General features: G+C 69.0%; 25 protein-coding genes. 17 read left to right on the plus strand and 8 right to left on the minus strand.

The window, feature by feature from the left end:
* Positions 1-33: 33 nt before the first annotated feature.
* Entirely contained in the window at positions 34-954 is a 921-nt protein-coding gene (locus BT264_RS10450) for a LysR substrate-binding domain-containing protein (RefSeq protein ID WP_072437446.1), read from the plus strand.
* 160 nt (positions 955-1,114) lie between these two features.
* Positions 1,115-1,399, plus strand: a complete 285-nt coding sequence (locus BT264_RS10455; protein ID WP_072437447.1) for a hypothetical protein — start codon at positions 1,115-1,117, stop codon at positions 1,397-1,399.
* Between the two features lie 38 nt (positions 1,400-1,437).
* Here BT264_RS10455 and BT264_RS10460 read toward each other — a convergent pair whose 3' ends face one another.
* Positions 1,438-2,061, minus strand: coding sequence for an RBBP9/YdeN family alpha/beta hydrolase (locus BT264_RS10460; protein ID WP_072437449.1), 624 nt, complete (start codon positions 2,059-2,061; stop codon positions 1,438-1,440).
* A 294-nt stretch (positions 2,062-2,355) separates the two neighbouring features.
* Between BT264_RS10460 and BT264_RS10465 the strand changes: the two genes are divergently transcribed.
* The 4 genes from BT264_RS10465 to BT264_RS10480 are packed head-to-tail and all read left to right on the plus strand — an operon-like array spanning position 2,356 to position 4,996.
* Positions 2,356-3,297: a 2-hydroxyacid dehydrogenase gene (locus BT264_RS10465; protein WP_072437450.1), complete on the plus strand. Its 942-nt coding sequence runs from the start codon at positions 2,356-2,358 to the stop codon at positions 3,295-3,297.
* A gap of 24 nt (positions 3,298-3,321) precedes the next feature.
* Positions 3,322-4,254 (plus strand): hydroxymethylglutaryl-CoA lyase, encoded by a 933-nt coding sequence (locus BT264_RS10470; RefSeq protein ID WP_034179209.1) that lies wholly within the window; start codon positions 3,322-3,324, stop codon positions 4,252-4,254.
* A gap of 26 nt (positions 4,255-4,280) precedes the next feature.
* The gene (locus tag BT264_RS10475) at positions 4,281-4,787 is read left to right on the plus strand and encodes a YbaK/EbsC family protein (RefSeq protein ID WP_072437452.1); all 507 of its coding nucleotides are present in this window, start codon (positions 4,281-4,283) and stop codon (positions 4,785-4,787) included.
* Positions 4,784-4,996, plus strand: a complete 213-nt coding sequence (locus BT264_RS10480) for a DUF1289 domain-containing protein (protein WP_072437453.1) — start codon at positions 4,784-4,786, stop codon at positions 4,994-4,996. The genes BT264_RS10475 and BT264_RS10480 overlap by 4 nt, the downstream gene beginning before the upstream one ends.
* Positions 4,997-5,250: 254 nt before the next feature.
* On the opposite strand, the gene BT264_RS10485 is transcribed toward BT264_RS10480, so the two are convergent.
* Positions 5,251-6,153, minus strand: a complete 903-nt coding sequence (locus BT264_RS10485; protein WP_072437455.1) for a DMT family transporter — start codon at positions 6,151-6,153, stop codon at positions 5,251-5,253.
* 112 nt (positions 6,154-6,265) lie between these two features.
* Here BT264_RS10485 and BT264_RS10490 point away from each other — a divergent pair, with 112 nt between their 5' ends.
* The gene (locus tag BT264_RS10490) at positions 6,266-6,757 is read left to right on the plus strand and encodes an Lrp/AsnC family transcriptional regulator (RefSeq protein ID WP_072437457.1); all 492 of its coding nucleotides are present in this window, start codon (positions 6,266-6,268) and stop codon (positions 6,755-6,757) included.
* A 28-nt stretch (positions 6,758-6,785) separates the two neighbouring features.
* Here the strand turns inward: BT264_RS10490 and BT264_RS10495 are convergent, their stop codons facing one another.
* Positions 6,786-7,682 carry an alpha/beta fold hydrolase gene (locus BT264_RS10495; protein ID WP_072437460.1) on the minus strand — a complete coding sequence of 299 codons (897 nt, stop codon included), beginning with the start codon at positions 7,680-7,682 and terminating at the stop codon, positions 6,786-6,788.
* Positions 7,683-7,961: 279 nt separating this feature from the next.
* Between BT264_RS10495 and BT264_RS10500 the strand changes: the two genes are divergently transcribed.
* The gene (locus BT264_RS10500) at positions 7,962-8,921 is read left to right on the plus strand and encodes an NAD(P)H-dependent flavin oxidoreductase (RefSeq protein ID WP_072437462.1); all 960 of its coding nucleotides are present in this window, start codon (positions 7,962-7,964) and stop codon (positions 8,919-8,921) included.
* A gap of 122 nt (positions 8,922-9,043) precedes the next feature.
* Here the strand turns inward: BT264_RS10500 and BT264_RS10505 are convergent, their stop codons facing one another.
* The 3 genes from BT264_RS10505 to BT264_RS10515 form a co-directional block, all read right to left on the minus strand.
* A complete protein-coding gene (locus BT264_RS10505; RefSeq protein WP_034179216.1) occupies positions 9,044-10,006 on the minus strand; it encodes a LysR family transcriptional regulator in 963 nt (320 codons plus the stop codon).
* 187 nt (positions 10,007-10,193) lie between these two features.
* On the minus strand, positions 10,194-11,270 hold the full coding sequence (locus BT264_RS10510; protein WP_072437464.1) for a porin: 1,077 nt from the start codon (positions 11,268-11,270) through the stop codon (positions 10,194-10,196).
* A gap of 377 nt (positions 11,271-11,647) precedes the next feature.
* Complete coding sequence (locus tag BT264_RS10515; protein WP_034179218.1) at positions 11,648-12,142, minus strand: hypothetical protein; 495 nt, start codon at positions 12,140-12,142, stop codon at positions 11,648-11,650.
* A gap of 347 nt (positions 12,143-12,489) precedes the next feature.
* Between BT264_RS10515 and BT264_RS10520 the strand changes: the two genes are divergently transcribed.
* From BT264_RS10520 to BT264_RS10545, 6 genes are all read left to right on the plus strand, one after another.
* On the plus strand, positions 12,490-13,524 hold the full coding sequence (locus BT264_RS10520) for a bile acid:sodium symporter family protein (protein WP_072437465.1): 1,035 nt from the start codon (positions 12,490-12,492) through the stop codon (positions 13,522-13,524).
* A gap of 255 nt (positions 13,525-13,779) precedes the next feature.
* Entirely contained in the window at positions 13,780-15,630 is a 1,851-nt protein-coding gene (locus BT264_RS10525) for an EAL domain-containing protein (RefSeq protein ID WP_072437466.1), read from the plus strand.
* 378 nt (positions 15,631-16,008) lie between these two features.
* Positions 16,009-17,028, plus strand: a complete 1,020-nt coding sequence (locus BT264_RS10530; RefSeq protein WP_072437468.1) for a LacI family DNA-binding transcriptional regulator — start codon at positions 16,009-16,011, stop codon at positions 17,026-17,028.
* Entirely contained in the window at positions 17,025-18,305 is a 1,281-nt protein-coding gene (locus BT264_RS10535; RefSeq protein WP_072437470.1) for an AGE family epimerase/isomerase, read from the plus strand. Before BT264_RS10530 ends, BT264_RS10535 begins: the two co-directional genes overlap by 4 nt.
* The gene (locus tag BT264_RS10540) at positions 18,302-19,210 is read left to right on the plus strand and encodes a carbohydrate kinase family protein (protein ID WP_072437472.1); all 909 of its coding nucleotides are present in this window, start codon (positions 18,302-18,304) and stop codon (positions 19,208-19,210) included. The genes BT264_RS10535 and BT264_RS10540 overlap by 4 nt, the downstream gene beginning before the upstream one ends.
* A gap of 138 nt (positions 19,211-19,348) precedes the next feature.
* Positions 19,349-19,570, plus strand: a complete 222-nt coding sequence (locus tag BT264_RS10545) for a hypothetical protein (RefSeq protein WP_072437474.1) — start codon at positions 19,349-19,351, stop codon at positions 19,568-19,570.
* A gap of 25 nt (positions 19,571-19,595) precedes the next feature.
* Here the strand turns inward: BT264_RS10545 and BT264_RS10550 are convergent, their stop codons facing one another.
* Positions 19,596-19,790 (minus strand): DUF2905 domain-containing protein, encoded by a 195-nt coding sequence (locus BT264_RS10550; RefSeq protein ID WP_006484654.1) that lies wholly within the window; start codon positions 19,788-19,790, stop codon positions 19,596-19,598.
* Positions 19,791-19,797: 7 nt separating this feature from the next.
* The gene (locus tag BT264_RS10555) at positions 19,798-20,994 is read right to left on the minus strand and encodes a class I SAM-dependent methyltransferase (protein WP_072437476.1); all 1,197 of its coding nucleotides are present in this window, start codon (positions 20,992-20,994) and stop codon (positions 19,798-19,800) included.
* Positions 20,995-21,007: 13 nt separating this feature from the next.
* Here BT264_RS10555 and BT264_RS10560 point away from each other — a divergent pair, with 13 nt between their 5' ends.
* The 3 genes from BT264_RS10560 to ttcA all read left to right on the plus strand — a co-directional run bounded on the left by BT264_RS10560 (position 21,008) and on the right by ttcA (position 23,220).
* Positions 21,008-21,751: an SDR family oxidoreductase gene (locus BT264_RS10560; protein ID WP_072437478.1), complete on the plus strand. Its 744-nt coding sequence runs from the start codon at positions 21,008-21,010 to the stop codon at positions 21,749-21,751.
* Between the two features lie 75 nt (positions 21,752-21,826).
* Entirely contained in the window at positions 21,827-22,231 is a 405-nt protein-coding gene (locus tag BT264_RS10565; RefSeq protein ID WP_072437480.1) for a dihydroneopterin aldolase, read from the plus strand.
* Positions 22,228-23,220, plus strand: coding sequence for a tRNA 2-thiocytidine(32) synthetase TtcA (gene ttcA, locus BT264_RS10570; protein ID WP_072437482.1), 993 nt, complete (start codon positions 22,228-22,230; stop codon positions 23,218-23,220). Before BT264_RS10565 ends, ttcA begins: the two co-directional genes overlap by 4 nt.
* The last annotated feature ends 13 nt before the right edge of the window (positions 23,221-23,233 follow it).

Here is a 23,233-nt window from a genome sequence, read left to right on the forward strand (position 1 = left end):
TCGTGCTCGGACATTAGTGTTACTAATATCCGCATGCGACGCATCCACCTCCCTCCGCTGCAGACGCTGCGCGCGTTCGAGGCCGCCGTGCGGCTGCAGAGCTTCACGCGCGCGGCCGATGCACTCGCACTCACGCAAGGCGCGGTCAGCCAGCACATCCGCACGCTCGAGGCGCAGCTCGGCTATCCGCTCTTCACGCGCGAGCGCAACGGCGCGACACCGACGCACGCCGCGCACGCGCTCGCGCTGCAGGTGCGCCAGGGCCTGAGCGTGCTCGAACGCGCATTCGAGCCGACGCTCGCCGTGCGCAGCCGCCCGCGCACCTGCGACGTCACGCTGAACGTGAGCGTGCTGCCGAGCGTCGCCGAGCGCTGGCTCGCGCCGCGCCTGCCGCGCTTCTCGGCCGCGCATCCGCACATCGCGATCGCGCTGCACCCGGACGCGACGCTCGCGCCGCTGCGCAAGCGCGACCGCATCGACGTCGCGCTGCGCTACGGGCCCGGCACGTGGCCGGGCGTCGTCGCCGAGAAACTGATGAACGAGACGATCTTTCCGGTCGCGAGCCCCGTGTACCGCAATCGCGACGGCGTCGCGCCGCGCGCGCCGGCCGATCTCGTGCGCGCGACGCTGCTGCGCCATCCCGCGCAGCCGTGGGAACCGTGGTTCCAGGCCGCGCGGCTCGACCTCACCGAATCCGCGCGCGCGCCGCGCTTCACCGATGCGAACGCGCTGATCGACGCGACGCTGAAAGGGCGCGGCGTCGCACTCGCACGCCGCTCGCTGATCGAGCCCGAACTCGCGGCCGGCACGCTCGTGCGCGTGTCGACGGTGCGCGTGACCGACGTGTATGCGCACTACGTCGTGTGGCGCCCCGGCCATCCGCACGAAGCGGCGATCCGCACCTGGCTCGACTGGCTGCGCAGCGAAGTACGGCGCAGGACACCGCGGCGCTGACAGCCGGCGGTCGGCGATGGCCGCACGCACGCGAAAGTAATCCGTTAATTTGACGAAAGCGTTTCGCGATCACTCACCGATCGCAAACGATTCACCGAAACGTCGCATCGTATCGGCATACTCGAAAACGTTTCCCGATCAGCCTGCCAGGAGAGAAGTCATGCGTCGCGTTTCCGCCGTCGTCGTTCTTTGTGCCGCCGCTTTGGTCGCCGCCTGCAGCGACGACGCGCCGCACGACGCGCACGCGGCCGACGCCTCGCAGCAGGCCGGCGCATCGAGCGGCTCCGCCAGCGCGTTCAACAGCAATGCGACCGCGAATGCCGCCGCGTCCGATGCCGCGCCGCTCGCACCGCCCGTCGTGCACTACCCGCCCGACGACGACGACGATGCGAAGCCCGCGTCGAACGCGGCCGCGTCGGCCGCCGCTGCATCTTCGCCGGGCTGATCGCGCCGTTTCCGCCCCCGACCGCAGAACCGAGGTGGTCAGACCGCGTGCGCGAGCGCGCGGTCGACGAGCGCGGTCTCGAAGCCGTCGTCCGCATCGCGAAAGCGCAGCGGCGCCGCGCAATGGACGAGCGTGTCGACGAAGTACTTCGCGCGCGGCCACGGCCCGAAGCCGGCTGCCGTATTGATGTGCCCGGCGTCGCCGAGGTTCACGAACGCGCTGCCCAGGCGCTGCGCGAGCGCCCGCGCATCGGCGAGCGGCATCCACGGATCGGTCTCGCTGCCGATCACGATCGACGGCACCGCGAGCCGGCGCGCGTCGAACGGCCCGGCAAACGTGAATTTCTTCGGACTGGCGGGCGCGACGAGCAGCACGCCCGCGACATCGCCCGTATGCGGCCACTGCGCCAGCGCATGCGCGGCCGCGAGGCAGCCGAAGCTGTGCGCGGCGAGCACGAACGGGCCGCGCTCGCGGTCGAGCAGCGCGCGCACGGACTGCGCCCAGCGCGCGAGATCGGGCGCATCCCAGTCGTCCTGCTCGACGCGCAGCGAGCGCGGGAACTGCCGCTCGAGCCAGGTCTGCCAGTGAGCGCCTTCGCTGCCGTGCAGGCCCGGTACGGTGACGAGCCGCGGCGGCCACGCCGATTTGCTGCATGCGCGCATGATTGCCCTCGCTTGCTTGAAGACGAGTTTCGATTGTGGCGCGCGGCGCCCGGCGGCCGAACCAATATTTTGTGCTTTGCTTTTGCGCGCGCCGGCCCGCGCGACGGCGCGATTCGCGTCGAAACCGTAGAATGTGGGCTTCCCGTCAGCTTCACACGGAACCGGGCCCGGCGTCGACGCGCCGGGCCCGGTCGTCAGGAGACGCCCGATGTCCGCTACGCCCGCCGGCGCGCTGCGCCCGGCCCCTCTCGCCTTTCCCGTGACGAGCCTCGCCGGCGCGCGCGAAGTCACGCAATGAAGATCCTGTTCTACTCCCCGCACCAGGAAGCCGCCGCATGGCGCGACGAGATCGCGCACGCGCTGCCGGAAGCCGAACTGCGCGCATGGCAGCCGGGCGACACGGCCGCCGCCGACTACGCGCTCGTATGGCGCGCGCCGCGCGAGTTCTTCGCGCCGCGCGACGGCCTGCGCGCGATCTTCAACCTCGGCGCGGGCGTCGACGCGCTGCTCGCGCTCGACCGCGCGCATCCGGGCACGCTGCCCGCGCACGTGCCGCTCGTGCGGCTCGAGGATTCGGGCATGGCACGGCAGATGGTCGAATACGTGACGCACGCGGTACTGCGCTACCTGCGCCGTTTCGACGAATACGACGCGCAGCAACGCGAGCGCCGCTGGCACCCGCTCGAGCCGCATCCGCGCGCAACGTTCACCGTCGCCGTGCTCGGCCTCGGCGTGCTTGGCGCGCAGGTCGCGCACGCGCTCGCCGCGCTCGGCCTGCCGGTGCGCGGCTACAGCCGCGGCGCGAAGCAGCTCGACGGCATCGCGACCTTCGCCGGCGACGGCGCGTTCGATGCGTGCATCGACGGTGCGAAGGTGCTCGTCAACCTGCTGCCGAGCACGCCCGACACCGACGGCATCCTGTCGTCGCGCGCGTTCGCGCGACTCGCGCCCGGCGCGTACGTCGTCAACGTCGCGCGCGGCACGCATCTCGTCGAGGCCGACCTGCTCGACGCGCTCGTGAGCGGCCGGATCGCCGCGGCGACGCTCGACGTGTTCCAGCACGAACCGCTGCCGGACGACCATCCGTTCTGGCGCGCACCGCGCATCACGATCACGCCGCACAGCTCGGCCGAAACGCTGCGCGCTGAGGCCGTCGAGCAGATCGCCGGCAAGATCCGCGCATTCGAGCGCGGCGAGCGCGTCGGCGGCATCGTCGACTACGCGCGCGGCTACTGAATACAGACAAAACCGGAGACAACCATGAGCTTCCCCACCGCCGTCAAGATCGTCGAAGTCGGCCCGCGCGACGGGCTGCAGAACGAGAAGACCTTCGTGCCGACCGACGTGAAGATCGCGCTCGTCGACCGCCTGTCGCGCGCCGGCTTCCGCAACATCGAGGCCGCGTCGTTCGTGTCGCCGAAATGGGTGCCGCAGATGGCCGACGGCGCCGACGTGATGGCCGGCATCGAGCGCCGCGCGGGCACCGTGTACTCGGTGCTCACGCCGAACCTGAAGGGCTTCGAGAACGCGCTCGCCGCGCGCGCCGACGAAGTCGTGATCTTCGGCGCGGCGAGCGAGGCGTTCTCGCAGCGGAACATCAACTGCAGCATCGCCGAGAGCATCGCGCGCTTCGAGCCCGTCGCGAAGGCCGCGAAGGATGCGGGCCTGCGGCTGCGCGGCAGCGTGTCGTGCACGCTCGGCTGCCCGTACCAGGGCGAGGTGCCGGTCGCGTCGGTCGTCGACGTCGTCGAACGCTTCGCGGCGCTCGGCTGCGACGAAATCGACATCGCCGACACGATCGGCGTCGGCACGCCGAAGCGCACGCGCGAAGTGCTGTCGGCCGTCACGCGCGTGTTCCCGCGCGAGCGCCTGTCGGGCCACTTCCACGACACCTACGGCCAGGCGCTCGCGAACATCTACGCTGCGCTGTTCGAAGGGATCGAGATCTTTCACGCGTCGGTCGCCGGCCTCGGCGGCTGCCCGTACGCGAAGGGCGCGACCGGCAACGTCGCGACCGAGGACGTGCTGTACCTGATGCAGGGCCTCGGCATCGACACCGGCGTCGATCTCGCGCAGGTCGTCGCCGCCGGCGACTTCATCTCGAACGCGATCGGCCGCACGAACGTGTCGCGCGCCGGTCGCGCGCTGCTCGCCAAGGCGCAGAGCGCGGCCGACGCCGCGAACTGCGTCTGACCCCGGCATTCCATGGATTCCTCAACATGACGACACCTGCTTCATTCGATTCCCTCCCCGATTCCGCGCGAAGAGTCGCGCTGCTGCTGCGCGAGCGCGGCCATGCGAAAGGCATCGTGATGCTCGCCGAAACCGGCAAGACGTCGGCCGAGGCGGCAGCCGGGCTCGGCTGCTCGGTCGCGCAGATCGCGAAGTCGATCCTGTTTCGCCGGCAGTCGGACGACGCGCCCGTGCTCGTGGTCGCGAGCGGCGTCAACCGCGTCGACGAGAAGAAGGTCGCCGCGCGGGTCGGCGCAGTGGGCCGCGCGGACGCGAAGTTCGTGCGCGACAACACCGGCTATGCGATCGGCGGCGTCTGCCCGATCGGCCATCTCGTCGAACCCGTCACGCTGATCGACGCCGACCTGCTCGAGCTCGACAGCCTGTGGGCGGCCGCCGGCCATCCGCACGCGGTGTTCAACCTGTCGCCGCACGAACTCGTGTCGCTGACGGGTGCGCCGGTCGCGGATGTCGCATTGCGGGACAACGCATGAGCGACGTACCGGTGTCGGTGCCGGTCGGCACGGTCGCATCGCCGTGCACGGACGTCTGCAGGATCGATCCGCGCACCGACTGGTGCGCGGGCTGCCTGCGCACGCGCGACGAGATCAAGGGATGGCGTGCGTCGGACGACGACGCGAGGCGCGCGCTGCTCGCGCGGCTCGATGCGCGGCGGCGCATGCTCGCCGGGAGCGGCACATAAAAAAAGAGCCGTTCAGCCTCACGGGCGAACGGCATCGAGATCGGAATCCTGTGAACGTGATCAACGTCACAGCCCGCATGATACGAGCGACGCGGCCGCATCGCATCGGGTGTTTCCCTACAACTTCTTACAGCGTCTTTCGCGCGTGCGCGCGGGCCCGTTTCGAACGCAATCCACACGCAATCCGCGTTCCTGAAATCCCCCCCGGCGAGCCGCGGCGGTACCCCGTCGCGGCGCCGAATCGTACGACCGTTTCAGTTGCCAACCGCCGTGCGACGCGCGGGCACGATGCGCCAGCCGAGATTCACGCCGGCCGCCGCAAGCAGGATCAGCAGCGCGCCGAACACCTGCGTCCACGCGAGCGTCTGCCCGAACGCAACGCGATCGACGACGATCGCGACGACCGGATACACAAACGACAGCGCGCCGGTCATCGCGGTCGGCAGCTTCTGGATCGCGCCGTACAGCAGCACATACATCAGGCCCGTGTTCACGATGCCGAGCACGACGAGGTCGAGCCATTGCCCGGCAGTCGCGGGCAGCGTATCGAAGTGCGCGAACGGCGCGAGCAGCACGATCCCGAGGCCGGCCTGCAGCAGCGCGAGCAGATGCGGCGGCGTGCCCTTCAGATGCTTCGTGACGATCGACGAGATCGCATACAGGAATGCCGCGCCGAGCGACAGCGCGACGCCTTCCAGATATTCGCCCGGCACCGCGAGCACGGCCGGCTCGACGCGCACCACGAAGACGAGCCCGGCGAACGCGAGCGCGAGCCACGCGATCGTCGACGCGGTGATCCGTTCGCGGAACACGATCGCGCCGAGCGCGACGAGCATGAACGGCTGGGTGTTGTAGACGGCGGTCGCCATCGAGATCGACGCGCGCGAATAGGCGGCGAACAGCAGCAGCCAGTTCGCGACGATCGCGACGCTGCCGAGCGTCGCGAGTGCGAGCATCCGCGGCGAGAACAGCGAGCGGCGCAGGAAGCCGAACGCCGCGCAGACGATCGCAAGCGTCGCGGCGCCGAACAGGCAGCGGAAGAACACGACGTTCGTCAGCGGCTGCCGCGACGACATCACGAGCCAGCCGATCGTGCCGGACATCATCATCGCGACGACCATCTCGGCGGCACCGCGGCGAATTTCATTCGAGGCCATCTTGAACTCCGTTGATGAGAGTGGATGACTTCGATTCTAGAAACTTGCTTTCGCCGAAACCACGGCTAAACTGAAGTGAATCAGCCGATTTACCTTCGAAAGCAAAGCGATCATGCCGAAACGCCTTTCCCCACCCGCCGTCGCGTCGCTCGACGCGACCGACCGCGCGATCCTCGCCGCGCTGGCCGACGACGCGCGCATCGCGACCAGCGAGCTCGCGCGGCAGATCGGGCTGTCGGCGCCCGCGACCGCCGACCGTGTGCGGCGGCTCGAGGCACAAGGCGTGATCGCCGCGTTCACCGTCGAGCTCGACCCGCGCGCGCTCGGCTACACGCTGCAGGCGATCGTCCGCGTGAAGCCGCTGCCCGGCCAGTTGCATCTGGTCGAGGAGTTGCTGCGGCGGATTCCCGAATTCGTCGAATGCGACAAGGTGACCGGCGACGACTGCTTCATCTGCCGGCTCTACCTGCGCACGATCGCGCACCTCGACGACATCCTGTCGAAGGTGACGGAGCGCGCGGAGACGAGCACCGCGATCGTGAAATCGACGCCCGTGCCGCGCCGCCTGCCGCCGCTCGCCGACGACGACAGCGCACAGCGCTGAGCGGCCGGCGTGCGCCACCCGCGCGCCCTTATGCGGACGGGTCGCGCGCCTCGAAGAACGCAAGCAGTTCGTCGATCAACGCGACGGGCGCCTCCTCGGGAATGTAATGCCCGCATTCGAGCGCGCGGCCGCTGACGTCGCGCGCGACGCGACGCCATTCGTCGAGCGGATCGAAGCAGCGACCGACGATCCCGTGCTCGCCCCACAGCACGCGCAGCGGACACGCGACCTTGTTGCCGCGCTCGAGATCCGCGCGGTCGTGCTCGAGGTCGATCGTCGCCGATGCGCGGTAGTCCTCGCACATCGCGTGCACGGCGCCCGGCTGCGCGAGCGCGGCGCGGTACGCGTCGAGCGCCTCGGGCGCGAACGGCGCGAGCCCGGCGGACCGGTTGCCCATCACGCGCTCGATGTACGCATCGGTATGCCCGCCGATCAGCGTCTCGGGCAGCGGCTCCGGCTGGATCAGGAAGAACCAGTGGAAATACGCGGTCGCGAACGCGCGATCGGTTTTCTCGTACATCGCAAGCGTCGGCGCGATGTCGAGCAGCATCATCCGCTCGACGGCATCCGCGTGATCGAGCGCGAGCCGGTGCGCGACACGCGCGCCGCGATCGTGCGCGCAGACATGGAAGTGCTCGAAGCCGAAATGCCGCATCACGGCGACCTGATCGGCCGCCATCGCGCGTTTCGAATACGGCGCGTGCCGCGCGTCGCTCGGCGGCCGGCCCGACGCGCCGTATCCGCGCAGGTCGGTGGCGATCACCGTGAAGTGATTCGCGAGCGTCGCGGCAACGCGATGCCAGATCATGTGGGTTTGCGGATGCCCGTGCAGCAACAGGAGCGGCGGGCCCGCGCCTCCTTTGACACCGAAGATGTCGGTGTCCTGCACCGTCACGCGAAACGGTGCAAACGCCTCAAACGACATGGTTTATTTCTCGTTGGTTTGTTATGGCGGCTATTTTAGGAGCGCTCGCGCATCTTCACAGCGGGGCAGCGGCCAGAATCCGTAGAAAGAGAACACTCACTCGATTGCGGCCACACCGCGCATTTTGTTAAGCTCGCGTAGAATCGCACGACCGTTCGTATTAATATGAACGAGCTCGTTCCGCAGCTACACTCGAATCATCGTTCGACCGCAAAGCATGGTGTCGGCGTCAACGCGACCGCGCGGGCGCCGGCCCTCCCTGGAGACTGGAGACATCACATGGCATTGCCCACCGTCCTGCAGAACCTGACGCTGCCCGTCATCGCGTCGCCGATGTTCATCGTCAGCTACCCCGAACTCGTGCTCGCGCAATGCAAGGCGGGCATCGTCGGTTCGTTCCCCGCGCTCAACGCCCGTCCGGCCGAACTGCTCGACGAGTGGCTCACGCAGATCCAGTCGGAACTCGCCGACCACAAGGCGAAACACCCCGATGCGGTGATCGGCCCGATCGCGGTCAACCAGATCGTCCACCAGTCGAACGCGCGGCTCGAGCACGACGTGCGCGTATGCGTCGAGCACAAGGTGCCGATCTTCATCACGAGCCTGCGCGCACCGGCGCGCGAGATCGTCGACGCGGTGCACAGCTACGGCGGCATCGTGCTGCACGACGTGATCAACCTGCGCCACGCGCAGAAGGCGCTCGAAGCCGGCGTCGACGGGCTGATCCTCGTCGCGGCCGGCGCGGGCGGCCACGCGGGCACGACGTCGCCGTTCGCGCTCGTCGGCGAGGTCCGCAAGATCTTCGACGGTCCGATCGTGCTGTCCGGCGCGATCGCGAACGGTGGCTCGATCCTCGCCGCGCAGGCGATGGGCGCCGATTTCGCGTACATGGGCACGCGCTTCATCGCGACGCAGGAAGCGCACGCGATCGACGACTACAAGCACGCGATCCTGAACGCGAAATCATCCGACATCATCTATACGAACCTCTTCACCGGCGTGCACGGCAACTACATCCGCGAGAGCATCGAGAAAGCCGGCCTCGATCCGGAAGCGCTGCCGGAATCCGACAAGACGAAGATGAATTTCGGCGGCGACAAGACGAAGGCGTGGAAGGACATCTGGGGCGCCGGCCAGGGCGTCGGGCTGATGGACGACCTGCCGAGCGTGGGTGCGCTCGTCGAGCGCCTGAAGCGCGAGTACGACGACGCGAAGGCGCGGCTCGGCATCGCACGCTGATGGATGCGGCGGCCATTGCGGCCGCATTCGCCACCGCCGCCAATCCCGTCGGACCAAACAAAAAGCGCGAACCGAGCGGTTCGCGCTTTTTGTTTCATCGCCCCGCCGCCGCGGGACACGGCTCAGCCCGCGCGCTTGATCCGTGTGATCGGCAGCACGCGCAGGCGCGACTCGATCGACGGGCACAGCGACTGGCCTTCGAAACGCGCCGCGAGGAAATCGACGAACGAACGCACCTTCGCGGATACGTGACGGCGGCTCGCGTACACCGCATAGATCGGCGCCTCGTGCGGCGGCACCGAATCGAGCAACACCGGCACGAGCCGGCCGGATTCGATGTCGTCGCCGACCACCTCGGTGCCGAGCAGCGCGATGCCCGCGCCCGCGAGCACGGCCGCACGCAGCCCTTCGAGATGGTTCACGATCAGGTTGCCGTTGAGGGTCACGCGCGACGCGGCCGCCGCGTCGATCACGAGCGAGTCGAGCATCGTCGAATTCGAGTCGCGCCGCAGGTAGTTGTGATGCGCGAGATCGGCAATCGTTGCGGGCGTGCCGTGCTTGTCGAGATACTCGGGCGACGCGACGAGCAGGATGTGCGCGGTCGCGATCTGCCGTGCGACCAGCGACGACGACTTCAATCCGTTCGGCGCCGCGCGCACCGCGACGTCGTAGCCTTCCTCGATCAGGTCGACCACGCGATCGGACAGCGTCATGTCGACGGTCACGTCCGGGAACCGGCCCGCGTAATCGGTGACGGCCTGCATCACGTGCCGCAGCCCGAACGCGGACAGCGACGTCACGCGCAGGCGGCCCTGCGGCACCACGCTCGCGGCGCCGACGGCCTGCCCGGCTTCGTCGAGTTCAGACAGCGCCTGCACGAGGCGCTCGTAGTATTCGCGTCCCGCCTCGGTAGGCGCGACGCGGCGTGTCGTGCGATGCAGCAGCCGCGCGCCGAGCTGCTGCTCGAGATGCATCACGTGCTTGCTCGCCATCGCAGCCGACATCTGCATGCGCTCGGCCGCGCCGACGAAGCTGCCCACTTCGACGACGTAGCGAAACACATTCATGCTGACGAGGGTATCCATCGAACTAGCTCGTAATGACGGGGGAATGGTCCAATTACGAGATAGGGTAACAAAGGCGAGGAAACAGAAAGGTCAACAAAGGCAAAACGAACGGCGCCGCGGGTGGCGGCGCCGTTTCGGGCGGGACAACATGCAGCCGGAACGCGCGATTTCCGCGCGCGTCCGGCGCGCCGATCGCGCGTGCGCGTCAGAACTTCGCGCGGATACCTGCGCCGAACGTGTTGCCGGTCGACAGGCCGCTGATGTGGTCGTTCATGTACGCGGCGTAGACGTCCGTGCGCTTGGACAGCGGGTAGTCGTAGCCGACGGCCCAGGTCTGGCGCGTCTGGTCGAGGCCGCCCGCGTCGCGCGAATATGCGTACGACGCCATCGCGTTGCCGACGCCGAGCGGCACCGACACGCCGCCCTGCGCGGTGTTCACGTGCCAGCTGCCCGCGACCTGGTCATTCTTCGTATACATGTACTGGCCGAACAGCTTCACGACCTTCAGGTCGTAGGTCGCGCCGACCAGCGCGATGCCCTGGCTCTTCATCCCGGCGACGAGTGCGCTCAAGTCGCGCGGGCCGTTGTTGAAGTTCACGTACTGATACATGGCAGTCGCCGCGAACGGGCCGTTCGCATAGTTGAACTGCGCGCTCCACTTCTTCGAGCCGTTGTCGCCGGCCTGGTTGCCGAACGCGTACATCGCGCTGCCATTCAGCCCGCCGAACGAAGGCGACGTGTACGACACCGCGTTGTTCCAGCCCGAATCGCCGACCGCGCCTTGGTCGCTCGGATAAGTCGGGAACGTGCCGAGGCCGAGGAACACGTGGTACACCATCGGCGAGAAGGTGTACGAATCGTAGAACGGGTTGAACAGGATCGTCGACAGGAACAGGTGCGTCGTCAGGCGGCCTGCCGTCACCGTGCCGTACGGCGAGCTGATGCCGACGTACGCGTTGCGGGCGAAGAACGTGTCGCCCTGGAAGCGGCCGAACTGGCCGTTCTGCGCGCGGAAGAAACTTTCCAGCGTGAAGATCGCCTTGTAGCCGTTGCCCAGATCCTCTGCGCCGTGCAGGCCCCAGTACGACGTCGACATCCCGCCGCCCGACACGTTCCATGCGCGATCGCCGCCCGGGAACTTGGTCGCGCCGACCCATTCGTCTACCTGACCGTAGAGCGACACGCTCGATTGCGCATAAACGGGTGCGGCAGCCGCCGCACAGGCGGCCGCGGCGATCAGCTTGACGGACGTGCGCGACGCACGGCGAGCGAATGCTTTCATGGGATCTCCAGGTTTTGTCGAATGGTCGATAAGTGGCGCGAGCGTTGTTTTTTGGAGCCGAGTGCTTGCGTCGTATGGGGCGCAGCCATCTTTACGGATCATTTGTCCGGTCAAAATTGCGCACACTTATTGCTGGTATAGCGCCAGCATTAACTTCGCGGAATCGATACGTGGCCGGATGCACCGCGGTGGCCCCGCGCAAAAGCGGTTGCGCGACGGGACGGCGGCGTGGCGCACGCGAGCCGGGCGCGAAAGATAGCGCAATGCAACGGGAAAATCAGCGGAAATCTGCGCGCGACTGTGGCGAATTCGCATCAGCCGGCGGGGGGCCAGGGCCTGTTCCCGCTAATAACGGGCTTGCGCTGGCGCGCGGGCGCTCAGTTTCGGTAGAACGGGGAGAAATACGGCGAGTGCGAGGGCTCTTCCTGCGAACGAGGCGGCGGCATCGGACGACCGCCGCGCTCCTCGTTGTAGCGCGCGACGTCGGCGCGGATCGAACCGGCGCGCAGCGGCACGTTGCCGCCGCCCGGCGGGCGCGGCATCTGGCGCGCGTCGGCACTGATCGGGCGATACGGGCTTTGCGCGGCGTAATGACCGTACGACGGCGTCGGCCGCAGCCCCCAGCGGGAGCCGTAGCTGCTCACGCCGCCGGCGCGTGCACCGGCGGGGGGCGGAACGCGGCGCCAGACGGGCCCGCCACCGAACCCGCCGCCAGCCTGCTGACCGTACGCACGCATGTCGCCGCCACCGAAACCGTGGCCGCCGAACCCATGACCGCCGTGTGGCGGCTGCGCGAGCGCAAGCGGCATCAGCAGCGCGCCGAGCACGCCTGCCACCCATCGTCCGATCTTCCGTTTCACACGTTCCGTCATCGTTCAGTGCCTGTCCACGCCTGCCGCCGGCTCCTTTCGGCCGACGCAAGGCTTTCAGCAGTAATTTATGAGCGGCCCGAAACTGTGTCGAGCCAAAAAGTGTTAGGTCGCCGGCATCGGTGTAACACCATGTTACTGCTAGGTTTTTTCACTTCAGGGCGCGAACGCGACAGAACATTCTTCTGCCGTTTTGCGCATGGCCGGGGTGGGTGCGACGGCCGTTGTCGCATGCAGTCGATTCATCAATCGATTCTCACAATGAATTTGTGTAGTGAATGGCCAACCGGGACAATAGCGCCATCCGCGCGCGAGACGCGCGCCTCCGTCGTTTCCGAATCGAGTTCCCGATGGCCCGCCCCCGTTTTCTTCCCGACAACTTCACGCTCGCCCTGGTCGGCACCGTCGTGCTCGCGAGCCTCCTGCCGTGCCGCGGCCCGGCCGCCCACGCGTTCAACTGGGCGACCAACATCGCCGTCGGCCTGCTGTTCTTCCTGCACGGCGCGAAGCTGTCGCGGGAAGCGGTCGTTGCGGGCGCAACCCACTGGCGGCTGCACGCGGTCGTGCTGCTCAGCACGTTCGCACTGTTCCCGCTGCTCGGCCTCGCGCTGAAACCCGTGCTGCAGCCGCTCGTCACGCCGGCGCTTTACGCGGGCGTGCTGTTCCTGTGCACGCTGCCGTCGACGGTCCAGTCGTCGATCGCGTTCACGTCGATCGCGAAAGGCAACGTGCCGGCCGCCGTGTGCGCGGCATCGGCGTCGAGCCTGCTCGGGATCTTCGTCACGCCGGCACTCGTCGGGCTGATGATCACGTCGCAGTCGGCCGCCGCCGCGTCGCCGTGGAGCACCGTCGGCAGCATCGTGATGCAGCTGCTCGTGCCGTTCATCGCCGGCCAGTTGCTGCGGCCCGCGATCGGCCGCTGGGTCGAACGCAACCGCGGCGTGCTGCGCTTCGTCGACCAGGGCTCGATCCTGCTCGTGGTCTACGTCGCGTTCAGCGAAGCCGTCAACGAGGGCCTGTGGCACCAGATCCCGGCACGCGCGCTCGGCGGCCTGCTGATCGTCAACCTCGTGCTGCTCGCGATCGCGCTGCTGCTGACCGCGTTCGTCAGCAAGCGGCTCGGCTTCAATCGGGCCGACCAGATCACGATCATCTTCTGCGGATCGAAGAAGAGCCTCGCGGCCGGCGTGCCGATGGCGAAGGTGATCTTCTCGGCGAACGCGGTCGGCGCGATCGTGCTGCCGCTGATGCTGTTCCACCAGATCCAGTTGATGGCGTGCGCGGCGCTCGCGCAGCGCTGGGGCGCGCGCGACACGAGCGGCGAGCGCGACGGGCAGGATGGCGCGGCATCGGCGCCCGGCGCGCTGAACGCGGGCAAACGCTGACGGGACGGGAGGCGGGACGGTCACTGGATGGTGGCGCTTTCCGCTCCCCGCCTTTCCGCCTTTCCGCCTTTCCGCCTTTCCGCCTTTCCGCCTTTCCGCCTTTCCGCCTTTCCGCCTTTCCGCCTTCCAAACGCGCACCGAGGCGCGCCCGACGCGATGCACCATCAGCGCCCATCGCGTCACGAAATCTTCATTCAATTCCCCGCGAGCGGTGCCGTTAAGCCGGATATCCCGTCGATTCGGCTGCCCTCGCCCATGCCCGCGCTCCATTCCGACTCCGCTGCCGCCAGCATCACGCGCCTGATCGCGGATCGCGCGCTCGCCGCCGTTTTCCAGCCGATCGTCGATCTCGGGTCGGGGACGGTCGTCGGCTACGAAGGCCTGATACGCGGCCCGCGCGGTACCGACCTCGAGCCGCCCGCCGCGCTGTTCGCGCAGGCCGCGCGCGAAGGCGCGACCATCGTGCTCGAACAGGCCGCCGCGCTCGCCTGCCTCGACGCGTTCGCGGCGCTCGGCTGCGACGGCAAGCTGTTCCTCAATTTCAGCGCGGGCACGATCCTGCAGCTCGCCCGCGAACGCGAGCGCGCGCGCCACTTTCTCGGCCGCGCGCGGGTCGGCGCCGAGCGCATCGTGATCGAGCTGACCGAGCAGAACGCGATACCGGATGTCGCGCACTTCGGGCCGGCGGTCGCGTCGCTGCGCGATGCGGGCATCCAGTTCGCGCTCGACGACTACGGCACCGCGAACGCGAGCATGAACCTGTGGCTGCGCCTGCAGCCGGACGTCGTGAAGATCGACCGCTTCTTCATCCACGACATCGCACGCGACCCGCTCAAGTTCGAGGCCGTAAAGGCCATGCAGCACTTCGCGCAGGCGAGCGGCGCGCGACTGATCGCGGAAGGCATCGAGAACGAATGCGACCTGATCGTCGTGCGCGACATGGGGATCTGCTGCGTGCAGGGCTTCCTGCTCGGCCGGCCGGACGCGCAGCCGTCGCGGGTCGTCGCGCCGGCCGCGCGCGATGCGATCCGCGCGCCGCACATCGCGGTGTTTCCCGGCGCGACGCGCACCGTGCGGCCGGCCGGCACGATCGCCTCGAAAATGCTCGTCGCCGCGCCACCACTGCCGCGTGACGCGACCAGCAACGACGTGCTCGACCTGTTCAACCGGATGCCCGACCTGCACGCGGTCGCGCTGGTCGAACGCGGGCGGCCCGTCGCGCTCGTGAATCGCCGCGGCTTCATCGACCGCTTCGCGCTGCCGTATCACCGCGAGGTGTTCGGGAAGAAGCCGTGCCTGCAGTTCGCGAACGACGCGCCGCTGATGATCGACAACGCGACGACGTTCGAGCAGCTCGCGACGCTGCTCGCGAGCCACGACCAGCGCTATCTCGCGGACGGCTTCGTGATCACCGAACACGGCCGCTACGTCGGGCTCGGCACCGGCGAGAGCCTCGTACGCGCGGTGACCGAGATGCGCATCGAAGCCGCGCGCTACGCGAACCCGCTGACGTTCCTGCCCGGCAACATCCCGATCAGCGCGCATATCGACCGGCTGCTCCAGCGCGATGCCGGCTTTCATGCGTGCTACGTCGACCTGAACCAGTTCAAGCCGTTCAACGACCAGTACGGCTACTGGCAGGGCGACGAGGTGCTGAAGTTCGCCGCGACGGTGCTGGCCGGCGTGTGCGACCCGCAGCGCGACTTTCTCGGGCACGTCGGCGGCGACGATTTCCTCGTGCTGTTCCAGCGCGACGACTGGCACGTGCGCGCGACCGACGCGATCGCGCACTTCAACGACGGCGCGCAGCGCTTCTACACGCAGGCCGACCGGCAGGCGGGCGGGCTGCGCGGCGAGGACCGCCACGGCAACCCGGCATTCTTCGGCTTCGTGACGATGGCGATCGGTGCCGTCGGCGTGCCGGCCGGCGCGCACGGCGCGAAGCGCTACGGCAGCGACGAGATCGCGTCGGTCGCGGCGCTCGCGAAGCGGCGCGCGAAACAGCAGCCGGGCGGACTCGCGGTCGTCGATCTCGACGCGGGCCGCGCCGCGCTGCGCAATCGCGGCGAACCGCCGACGGTGGCGGCGACGGTCGCGGCGGACTGAACGGCGGGCAATCGTCGAGCGCGGATACGGCTGCGCTCCGGGCGACGGAGACGGGCATCCGCCCGTCAACCAGCCGAATCGTTGCGCATCGGCTGCCGGCCGCTCGTGCAGGTCGCCGGGCACGCTGCGCAGACGCTCGAAACAGCCCGTTTTCCAGCATATTCCCGCCCCCTTCCCGCCAGTCGCCCGCGCCGCCGGGCGCACGCACGACCACCTTGCCTTTTTCGCGTTTTGTTTAGTATTTTTAGTAACGGCGTTTTCGCAGATTAGCGCTTAAAAACCCGTTATTCACGGGTATTCCCCGGTTATCCGGCCCGAATTTCGCGATATGTTTTACTATACAATCGCTTTCACCCTAAACAAACCGAACCCCGAACGATGGGCACCACCATTCGCGATGTCGCGCGGGCGGCAGAGGTCTCGATCGGCACCGTCTCCCGCGCGCTGAAAAACCAGCCGGGCCTGTCGGAAGCAACGCGTGCGCGCATCGTCGAGATCGCGCAGCAGCTCGGCTACGATCCCGCGCAGTTGCGGCCGCGCATCCGCCGGCTCACCTTCCTGCTGCACCGCCAGCACAACCGCTTTCCCGCGAGCCCGTTCTTCTCGCACGTGCTGCACGGCGTCGAGGACGCATGCCGCGAGCGCGGCATCGTGCCGACGCTGCTCACGGTCGGCCCGAACGACGACGTGCTGCGCCAGATGCGCCCGCACGCGCCCGACGCGATCGCGGTCGCCGGCTTCATCGAGCCCGAGACGATCGAGGCGCTCGCCGCGACCGGCCGGCCGCTCGTGCTGATCGACCTGTGGGCGCCCGGGCTGCGCTCGGTCAACATCGACAACGCGACGGGCGCCGCGCTCGCGATGCGCCACCTGCTCGCCACCGGCCGCTCGCGGATCGCGTTCATCGGCGGCTCGCCCGCGCACTACAGCATCGCGCAGCGCGCGATCGGCTACCGGCGCGCGTTCTTCGAGGCCGGGCGGCTGTTCGATCCCGCGTACGAAGTGACGATCGACGCGGGGCTCGACCCCGACACCGGCGCCGCGCGTGCGATGGAGCAACTGCTCGACGCGCCGGGCCCGCGCCCCGACGCCGTCTTCGCATACAACGACGCGGCCGCGCTGGCCGCGCAGCGCGTGTGCACCGCACGCGGCCTGCGGATTCCGGACGACATCGCGATCGTCGGCTTCGACAACATCCCGGCCGCCGCGCACGCGAGTCCGCCGCTCACGACGCTCGCGGTCGACAAGGAAGCGCTCGGCCGCCGCGGCGTCGAACTGCTGCTCGCCGAAGCGCCCGAGCGCACCGAGATCTCCCTGCCCGTCGAGCTGATCGTGCGGGCCAGCAGCCAGCCCGCCGGCTCCCCGGCACTCGATACCGCCACGGTCACCGAATCATGAACATGCCCCCGGTCCAACCCTGCACGGCCGCGCCGGCCGCCCACACGCAAGCCGCGCCGCTCGTCGCGAATTTCCGCGATCCGTCGTTCCTGCTGTCGCACATCGAGGACACGCTGCGCTTCTACGCGACGAACGCGTACGACCCGACGGGCGGCTTCTATCACTACTTCCGCGACGACGGCAGCATCTACAACCGCACGTCGCGCCACCTCGTCAGCAGCTGCCGGTTCGTCTTCAACTACGCGATGGCGTACCGGCATTTCGGCGACCCGCGTCATCTCGACTACGCGCGCCACGGGCTGCGCTTCCTGCGCGACGCGCACTGGGACGACGAACTGCAGGGCTACGACTGGGAACTCGACTGGCGCGACGGCGCGAAGCGCGCGACGCTCGACGGCACGCGCCACTGCTACGGGCTCGCGTTCGTGCTGCTGGCGGCCGCGCACGCGACGATGGCCGGCATCGACGAGGCGCGTCCGCTGATCGCGGCGACCTACGAGCTGGCCGAGCACCGCTTCTGGGATGCGGCCGCGGGCCTGTATGCGGACGATGCGACGCCGAACTGGATCGTGTCGTCGTACCGCGGCCAGAACGCGAACATGCACATGACGGAGGCGCTGCTCGCGGCCTACGAGGCGACCGGCCACCTCACGTACCTCGATCGCGCGGAAAAGCTCGCAAGCCACGTCACGCAGCGCCAGGCCGCGCTGTCGGGCGGGCTCGTATGGGAGCACTACCACGCGGACTGGTCGGTCGACTGGGACTACAACAAGGAAGACAGCTCGAACATCTTCCGTCCGTGGGGCTTCCAGCCCGGGCACCAGACCGAATGGGCGAAGCTGCTGCTGATCCTCGAGCGGCACCGCCCGCTCGACTGGCTCGTGCCGCGCGCGGCCGAACTGTTCGACGCGGCGCTCGCGCACGCGTGGGACGCCGATCACGGCGGCCTGTACTACGGCTTCGGCCCCGACTTCACGATCTGCGACCACAACAAGTACTTCTGGGTGCAGGCGGAAACCTTCGCGGCGGCCGCGATGCTCGGCGCGCGCACCGGCAGCGAGCGCTTCTGGGACTGGTACGACGAGATCTGGCGCTATAGCTGGGCGCATTTCGTCGACCACCGCTACGGAGCGTGGTACCGGATCCTCACCTGCGACAACCGCAAGTACAGCGACGAGAAGAGCCCGGCCGGCAAGACCGACTATCACACGATGGGCGCGTGCTACGACGTGCTCGCGACCCTCGCGCGCACGGCGCGCAGCGAGCCGACGCAATGAGCGGCGGCACGTTTCCGGCTTTCGTGTCGGCGGGCGACATCCTGACCGACATGGTGCGCGCGGGCGATGCGCAGTGGACGTCGGTGCCGGGCGGCGCCGGCTGGAACGTCGCGCGCGCGGTCGCGCGGCTCGGCGTGCCGAGCGCGCTCGCGGGCTCGATCGGCGAGGACTGCTTCTCCGACGTGCTGTGGCGCACGAGCGAAGCGGCCGGGCTCGACCTGCGCTTCCTGCAGCGCGTCGCACGGCCGCCGCTGCTCGCGATCGTCCACGAGACGCGCCCGCCCGCGTACTTCTTCATCGGCGAAGCGAGCGCCGATCTCGCGTTCGATCCCGCGCGGCTGCCGGCCGGCTGGACCGGCCACGTGAAATGGGCGCATTTCGGCTGCATCAGCCTCGTGCGCGAACCGCTCGCGGGCACGCTGGCCGCGCTCGCGGCCGACCTGCACGCGCGCGGCGTGAAGATCAGCTTCGATCCGAACTACCGGAACCTGATGACGGCCGCGTACCGGCCGACGCTGGAGAAGATGGCTGCGCTCGCCGACCTGATCAAGGTGTCCGACGAGGACCTGCGGCACCTGTTCGGCGGCGACGGCCCCGACGCGGTCGCGGCGGTGCGCGCGCTGAACCCGCGCGCGGCCGTGCTCGTCACGCGCGGCGCGCAGGCGGCGACGCTCTACGCGGACGGCGACGTGCACGAGGCCAGCCCGCCGCGCGTCGAGGTGGTCGATACCGTCGGCGCGGGCGACGCGTCGATCGGCGGCATGCTGTTCAGCCTGATGGCCGCGCCGCAGCGATCGTGGCGCGAGCATCTCGCGTTCGCGCTGGCGGCGGGCGCTGCCGCATGCCGGCACACGGGCGCGCACGCGCCGACGCTCGACGAAGTCGTCGCGCTGATCGAGGGCTGATCGTCGAGGGCTGATCGAACGGTGACCGAGCGCCGCGACCGGACACCGCGACCGGACACCGTTCGGTCACCGATAAGCCGCGCTGTACATGCTGCGCCGCAGTGCTACGATGAAGTGTCCTTTTGCGGGAGAGGCACGATGGACACGAACACGTTCACGAAGGGCATCTACACGGCCAAGGCGCATACCCAGCATTCGGCCAACGGGCAGTTCCAGGGTTACGTGATTCTCTCGAAGGACGACGGGGACGACACCGAGAACACGCGCTACGACGTCCACTCGACGAGCCCCAGCGAGGAAGAAGCGTTCGACGAGGCGAAGGCGCTCGCGCACCGGATCCTCGGCGAGATCGAGCTGTAACGCGCACCGCCCTTTCCGGCGCGGCTCAGAGCAGCCGCGCCACCATCGATACCAGCATCGTCAGCACCAGCGTCGACATGAACGGGAACGGGTAGCGCCGCCCGCCGAGCGTCAGCGTGACGTCGCCCGGCATCCGCCCGATGCCGAGCTTGCCGAGCCACGGCCAGCAGCGCGTCAGGATCATCACCGCGACGAACGACGCCATCAGCCAGCGCAGCATGCCGGCCTCAGAGCACGTGCGAGCGGTCGCCGCGCGCGAACGCGTCGAGCGTGCCGTCGATGCCGCGCGAAAAGGCAATCACCTTGAACAGCTCGCCCATCTCGGCTTCGGAGATCAGCTTCTGCACCGCGTTCGCGGCCGGCAGGAACTGCCGGATGTCGGACGGGTCGATCGCGGCCAGCGCGTCGGTGATGCCCGCGTTCAGCAGGAAGCGCGCCTGCGACGTGTAGCCGAGCAGGTCGGCGCCGGCGGCGACGGCCGCGTCGTAGATGCCGGTGAATTCGACGTGCGCGGTGATGTCCTGCAGGCCCGGGTACAGGAACGGGTCGTCGTGTGCGTGGTGGCGGTAGTGGCACATCAGCGTGCCGCGGTCGCGCTGCGGATGGTAGTACTCGTGCGCGGGAAAACCGTAGTCGACCAGCAGCACCGCGCCGCGCGCGAGCATCGTGCAGACGGTGCGCGTGAACGCCAGCGCGGCCTCGTGCGTCTCGGTCACGTAGCCGTCGGCGACCTCGGCGGTAAGCGCCGCGAGCACCGGCGGCCGGCTGGCCGGCGCGGCCGGCCGGTCCTCGAACACGAACGCGCGCCGCGCGTCGAGCGCGACGCCGCGCTCGTGCCACGCGCCGTCCGCCTTCGCGAACAACCGCACCGGCATCGCATCGAGCACCTCGTTGCCGACCACGACGCCCTCGAACCGCTCGGGCAGCGCGTCGAGCCAGCGCACCTTCGCGGCGAGCGCCGGCGCGGTGGCCGCGATCGTATCGCGCTGACGTTCGCGCAGCTCGCCGGACAGGTCGACGATCAGGTATTCGTCGAGCTCGACGCCCAGCGCGTCGAGCGCCGCGAGCAGCCCGGCCGCGAGCTTGCCCGTGCCCGCGCCGAATTCCATCACGCGGCGCGTGCCGCTCGCCGCGAGCGCTTCCGCGACCGGTTGCGCGAGGGTTTGCGCGAACAGCGGCGACAGCTCGGGCGCGGTGACGAAGTCGCTGCCGTCGTCGGCGCGGCGCCCGAACTTGCGCGCGCCGCCGCTGTAATAGCCGAGGCCCGGCGCGTACAGCGCGCGCTCCATGAAGCGGTCGAACGGCAGCCAGCCGCCGGCCGCCGCGATCTCGTCGCGCAGTTGCGCGGCAAGGGTTTCGGACTGCGCGAGCGCGTCGGGGCCGGGAGCAGGTAAACTAGCGGGTTCGTGAGCTTTCGGGTTCATCCCGGCATTGTAAATGACCGTTTCAGCCGATACGTCGCCCCTGCGCGTGGTGCTCGTCGCGGGCGCCCTGGGCAGCGCGGCCGACGCCGCGTCGATCGGTCGTGCGCTCGCGACGGAATTCGCGCGCCGCGGCTGGGACGTCGCGCTGCAGCGCAGCCACGGCGCGCCGCGCGCGGCCGCCGATGCGATCGTCGCCGAAGTCGCGGCGCTCGGCCGCCGAGCGGCCGTGCTCGACGCCGATCTGGCCCTGGAAGCCGACACGGCCGCGCTGGTCGCCGCGTGCGGCGCGGCGCTCGGCCGGCCCGCGTGCGCGGTGTTCGTGAGCGCCAGTGCGGGCGCCGACGACGCGCACACGGTGGACGGCGCGTCGCTCGCCGGCGCGCTCGCGCGCAACGTGACGGCGCCGCTCGCGCTGGCCCGCGCGCTCGCCGATGCGACGCCCGACGCCGCGCGCGAGCACGAAGCGCTGCGCGCGTGCGCGATCCACGTGCTGGACCAGGCGCTGTTTCACCCGGCGCCGGCGCAGTTGTCGCACGCGCTGATGCAGGCCGCGCTGAACCGCGCGACGTCGGCGCTGGCGCTCTCGCTCGCGCCGAAGGTGCGGGTCGCGGCACTGGTGCGCGGCCACGCGGCGCATGCGGACGACATCGCGGCGGCCGCCTGCTATCTCGCGAGCGCGCCCGGCGTCACGGGCGCGACGCTGACCGTCGACGGCGGCGAGCACCTCGTGCCGCCCGCCGCCGGCCCGAATGAATGAACCGCGGGCGCGCGGCCTGACTGCCGCCGCCCGCGCCGCTTTGCGTGCGCGCACGCCAATTTGACTGGGACGACCATGTTTTCCGCTCTCCTGCACCCCCGCCTCGCGGATTGCCGCAGGCTCTACCTGCGCGATTACGAGGTGCACATCAACATCGGTGCCTTCGAACACGAGAAGCGCGGCGAGCAGCGCGTCGTCATCAACGTCGACCTGTTCGTGCCGCTCGCGCTGTCCACCCCCGTCGACGATCGTCTCCATGAAGTCGTCGACTACGATCTGATGAAGCAGAGCGTCGCGCAATGCATGGCGCGCGGCCACATCCACCTGCAGGAAACGCTGTGCGACGCGATCGCCGCGCACCTGCTGGCGCACGATGCCGTGCGCGCGGTACGCGTCTGTACCGAGAAACCGGACGCCTATCCGGACTGCGACGCCGTCGGCGTCGAAGTCTTTCGCATCAAGGACGAGGAGCGCGCATGAACGCCCCCCACATGAACGACACGGCGGCCGACGCCGCCACCCTCGACGCGGCCGCCCCGGCCGGCCGCCAGGCGCTGACGCGCCGCGAGCAGAAGGAAGCGTACGAGAACAACAAGCTGTTCAAGCGGATCGTGCGCCAGGTCGGCCAGGCGATCGGCGACTACAACATGATCGAGCACGGCGACAAGGTGATGGTCTGCCTGTCGGGCGGCAAGGACAGCTACGCGATGCTCGACGTGCTGCTGCGCCTGCGCGAGCGCGCGCCGATCGACTTCGACATCGTCGCGGTGAACCTCGACCAGAAGCAGCCGGGCTTCCCCGAGCACGTGCTGCCCGAATACCTGAAGCAGGTCGGCGTGCCGTTCCATATCGAGAACCAGGACACCTACAGCATCGTCAAGCGGCTCGTGCCCGAAGGCAAGACGACCTGCTCGCTGTGCTCGCGGCTGCGCCGCGGGATCCTGTACCGCGTGGCCGGCGAGCTCGGCGCGACCAAGATCGCGCTCGGCCACCACCGCGACGACATCGTGCAGACGCTGCTGCTCAACATGTTCTACGGCGGCAAGCTGAAGGGGATGCCGCCGAAGCTGCAGTCGGACGATGGCAAGAACATCGTGATCCGCCCGCTCGCGTACGTGAAGGAAACCGATCTCGAGAAATACGCGGAGCTGCGCGAATTCCCGATCATCCCGTGCAACCTGTGCGGCAGCCAGCCGAACCTGAAGCGCGCGGAAATGAAGGCGCTGATCCGCGAATGGGACAAGCGCTTCCCGGGCCGCGTCGAGAACATGTTCAACGCACTCGCGAAGGTCGTGCCGTCGCACCTGATGGACACGACGCTGTTCCCGTTCACGTCGCTGCGCGCGACGGGCGTTGCCGATCCGCAGGGCGACATCGCGTTCGACGAGGAACCGTGCGCGTCGGGCGACGACGCCGCGGCGCCTGACGCCGCCCGACCGATCTCGATCGTCCAGTTCGACGACCTGTAAGCGGGGTCTGAAG

This window comes from Burkholderia sp. NFPP32 (genome assembly GCF_900119325.1).
In the GTDB taxonomy this organism is placed as follows: Bacteria; Pseudomonadota; Gammaproteobacteria; order Burkholderiales; family Burkholderiaceae; genus Burkholderia; species Burkholderia pyrrocinia_C.

What these genes read in the sequence shown, in the direction of transcription:
- BT264_RS10450 (WP_072437446.1), top strand. Translation starts at nt 34, where the DNA reads ATGCGACGCATCCACCTCCCTCCGCTGCAGACGCTGCGCGCGTTCGAG.
- BT264_RS10455 (WP_072437447.1), top strand. Translation starts at nt 1,115, where the DNA reads ATGCGTCGCGTTTCCGCCGTCGTCGTTCTTTGTGCCGCCGCTTTGGTC.
- BT264_RS10460 (WP_072437449.1), bottom strand. Translation starts at nt 2,061, where the DNA reads ATGCGCGCATGCAGCAAATCGGCGTGGCCGCCGCGGCTCGTCACCGTA.
- BT264_RS10465 (WP_072437450.1), top strand. Translation starts at nt 2,356, where the DNA reads ATGAAGATCCTGTTCTACTCCCCGCACCAGGAAGCCGCCGCATGGCGC.
- BT264_RS10470 (WP_034179209.1), top strand. Translation starts at nt 3,322, where the DNA reads ATGAGCTTCCCCACCGCCGTCAAGATCGTCGAAGTCGGCCCGCGCGAC.
- BT264_RS10475 (WP_072437452.1), top strand. Translation starts at nt 4,281, where the DNA reads ATGACGACACCTGCTTCATTCGATTCCCTCCCCGATTCCGCGCGAAGA.
- BT264_RS10480 (WP_072437453.1), top strand. Translation starts at nt 4,784, where the DNA reads ATGAGCGACGTACCGGTGTCGGTGCCGGTCGGCACGGTCGCATCGCCG.
- BT264_RS10485 (WP_072437455.1), bottom strand. Translation starts at nt 6,153, where the DNA reads ATGGCCTCGAATGAAATTCGCCGCGGTGCCGCCGAGATGGTCGTCGCG.
- BT264_RS10490 (WP_072437457.1), top strand. Translation starts at nt 6,266, where the DNA reads ATGCCGAAACGCCTTTCCCCACCCGCCGTCGCGTCGCTCGACGCGACC.
- BT264_RS10495 (WP_072437460.1), bottom strand. Translation starts at nt 7,682, where the DNA reads ATGTCGTTTGAGGCGTTTGCACCGTTTCGCGTGACGGTGCAGGACACC.
- BT264_RS10500 (WP_072437462.1), top strand. Translation starts at nt 7,962, where the DNA reads ATGGCATTGCCCACCGTCCTGCAGAACCTGACGCTGCCCGTCATCGCG.
- BT264_RS10505 (WP_034179216.1), bottom strand. Translation starts at nt 10,006, where the DNA reads ATGGATACCCTCGTCAGCATGAATGTGTTTCGCTACGTCGTCGAAGTG.
- BT264_RS10510 (WP_072437464.1), bottom strand. Translation starts at nt 11,270, where the DNA reads ATGAAAGCATTCGCTCGCCGTGCGTCGCGCACGTCCGTCAAGCTGATC.
- BT264_RS10515 (WP_034179218.1), bottom strand. Translation starts at nt 12,142, where the DNA reads ATGACGGAACGTGTGAAACGGAAGATCGGACGATGGGTGGCAGGCGTG.
- BT264_RS10520 (WP_072437465.1), top strand. Translation starts at nt 12,490, where the DNA reads ATGGCCCGCCCCCGTTTTCTTCCCGACAACTTCACGCTCGCCCTGGTC.
- BT264_RS10525 (WP_072437466.1), top strand. Translation starts at nt 13,780, where the DNA reads ATGCCCGCGCTCCATTCCGACTCCGCTGCCGCCAGCATCACGCGCCTG.
- BT264_RS10530 (WP_072437468.1), top strand. Translation starts at nt 16,009, where the DNA reads ATGGGCACCACCATTCGCGATGTCGCGCGGGCGGCAGAGGTCTCGATC.
- BT264_RS10535 (WP_072437470.1), top strand. Translation starts at nt 17,025, where the DNA reads ATGAACATGCCCCCGGTCCAACCCTGCACGGCCGCGCCGGCCGCCCAC.
- BT264_RS10540 (WP_072437472.1), top strand. Translation starts at nt 18,302, where the DNA reads ATGAGCGGCGGCACGTTTCCGGCTTTCGTGTCGGCGGGCGACATCCTG.
- BT264_RS10545 (WP_072437474.1), top strand. Translation starts at nt 19,349, where the DNA reads ATGGACACGAACACGTTCACGAAGGGCATCTACACGGCCAAGGCGCAT.
- BT264_RS10550 (WP_006484654.1), bottom strand. Translation starts at nt 19,790, where the DNA reads ATGCTGCGCTGGCTGATGGCGTCGTTCGTCGCGGTGATGATCCTGACG.
- BT264_RS10555 (WP_072437476.1), bottom strand. Translation starts at nt 20,994, where the DNA reads ATGAACCCGAAAGCTCACGAACCCGCTAGTTTACCTGCTCCCGGCCCC.
- BT264_RS10560 (WP_072437478.1), top strand. Translation starts at nt 21,008, where the DNA reads ATGACCGTTTCAGCCGATACGTCGCCCCTGCGCGTGGTGCTCGTCGCG.
- BT264_RS10565 (WP_072437480.1), top strand. Translation starts at nt 21,827, where the DNA reads ATGTTTTCCGCTCTCCTGCACCCCCGCCTCGCGGATTGCCGCAGGCTC.
- ttcA (WP_072437482.1), top strand. Translation starts at nt 22,228, where the DNA reads ATGAACGCCCCCCACATGAACGACACGGCGGCCGACGCCGCCACCCTC.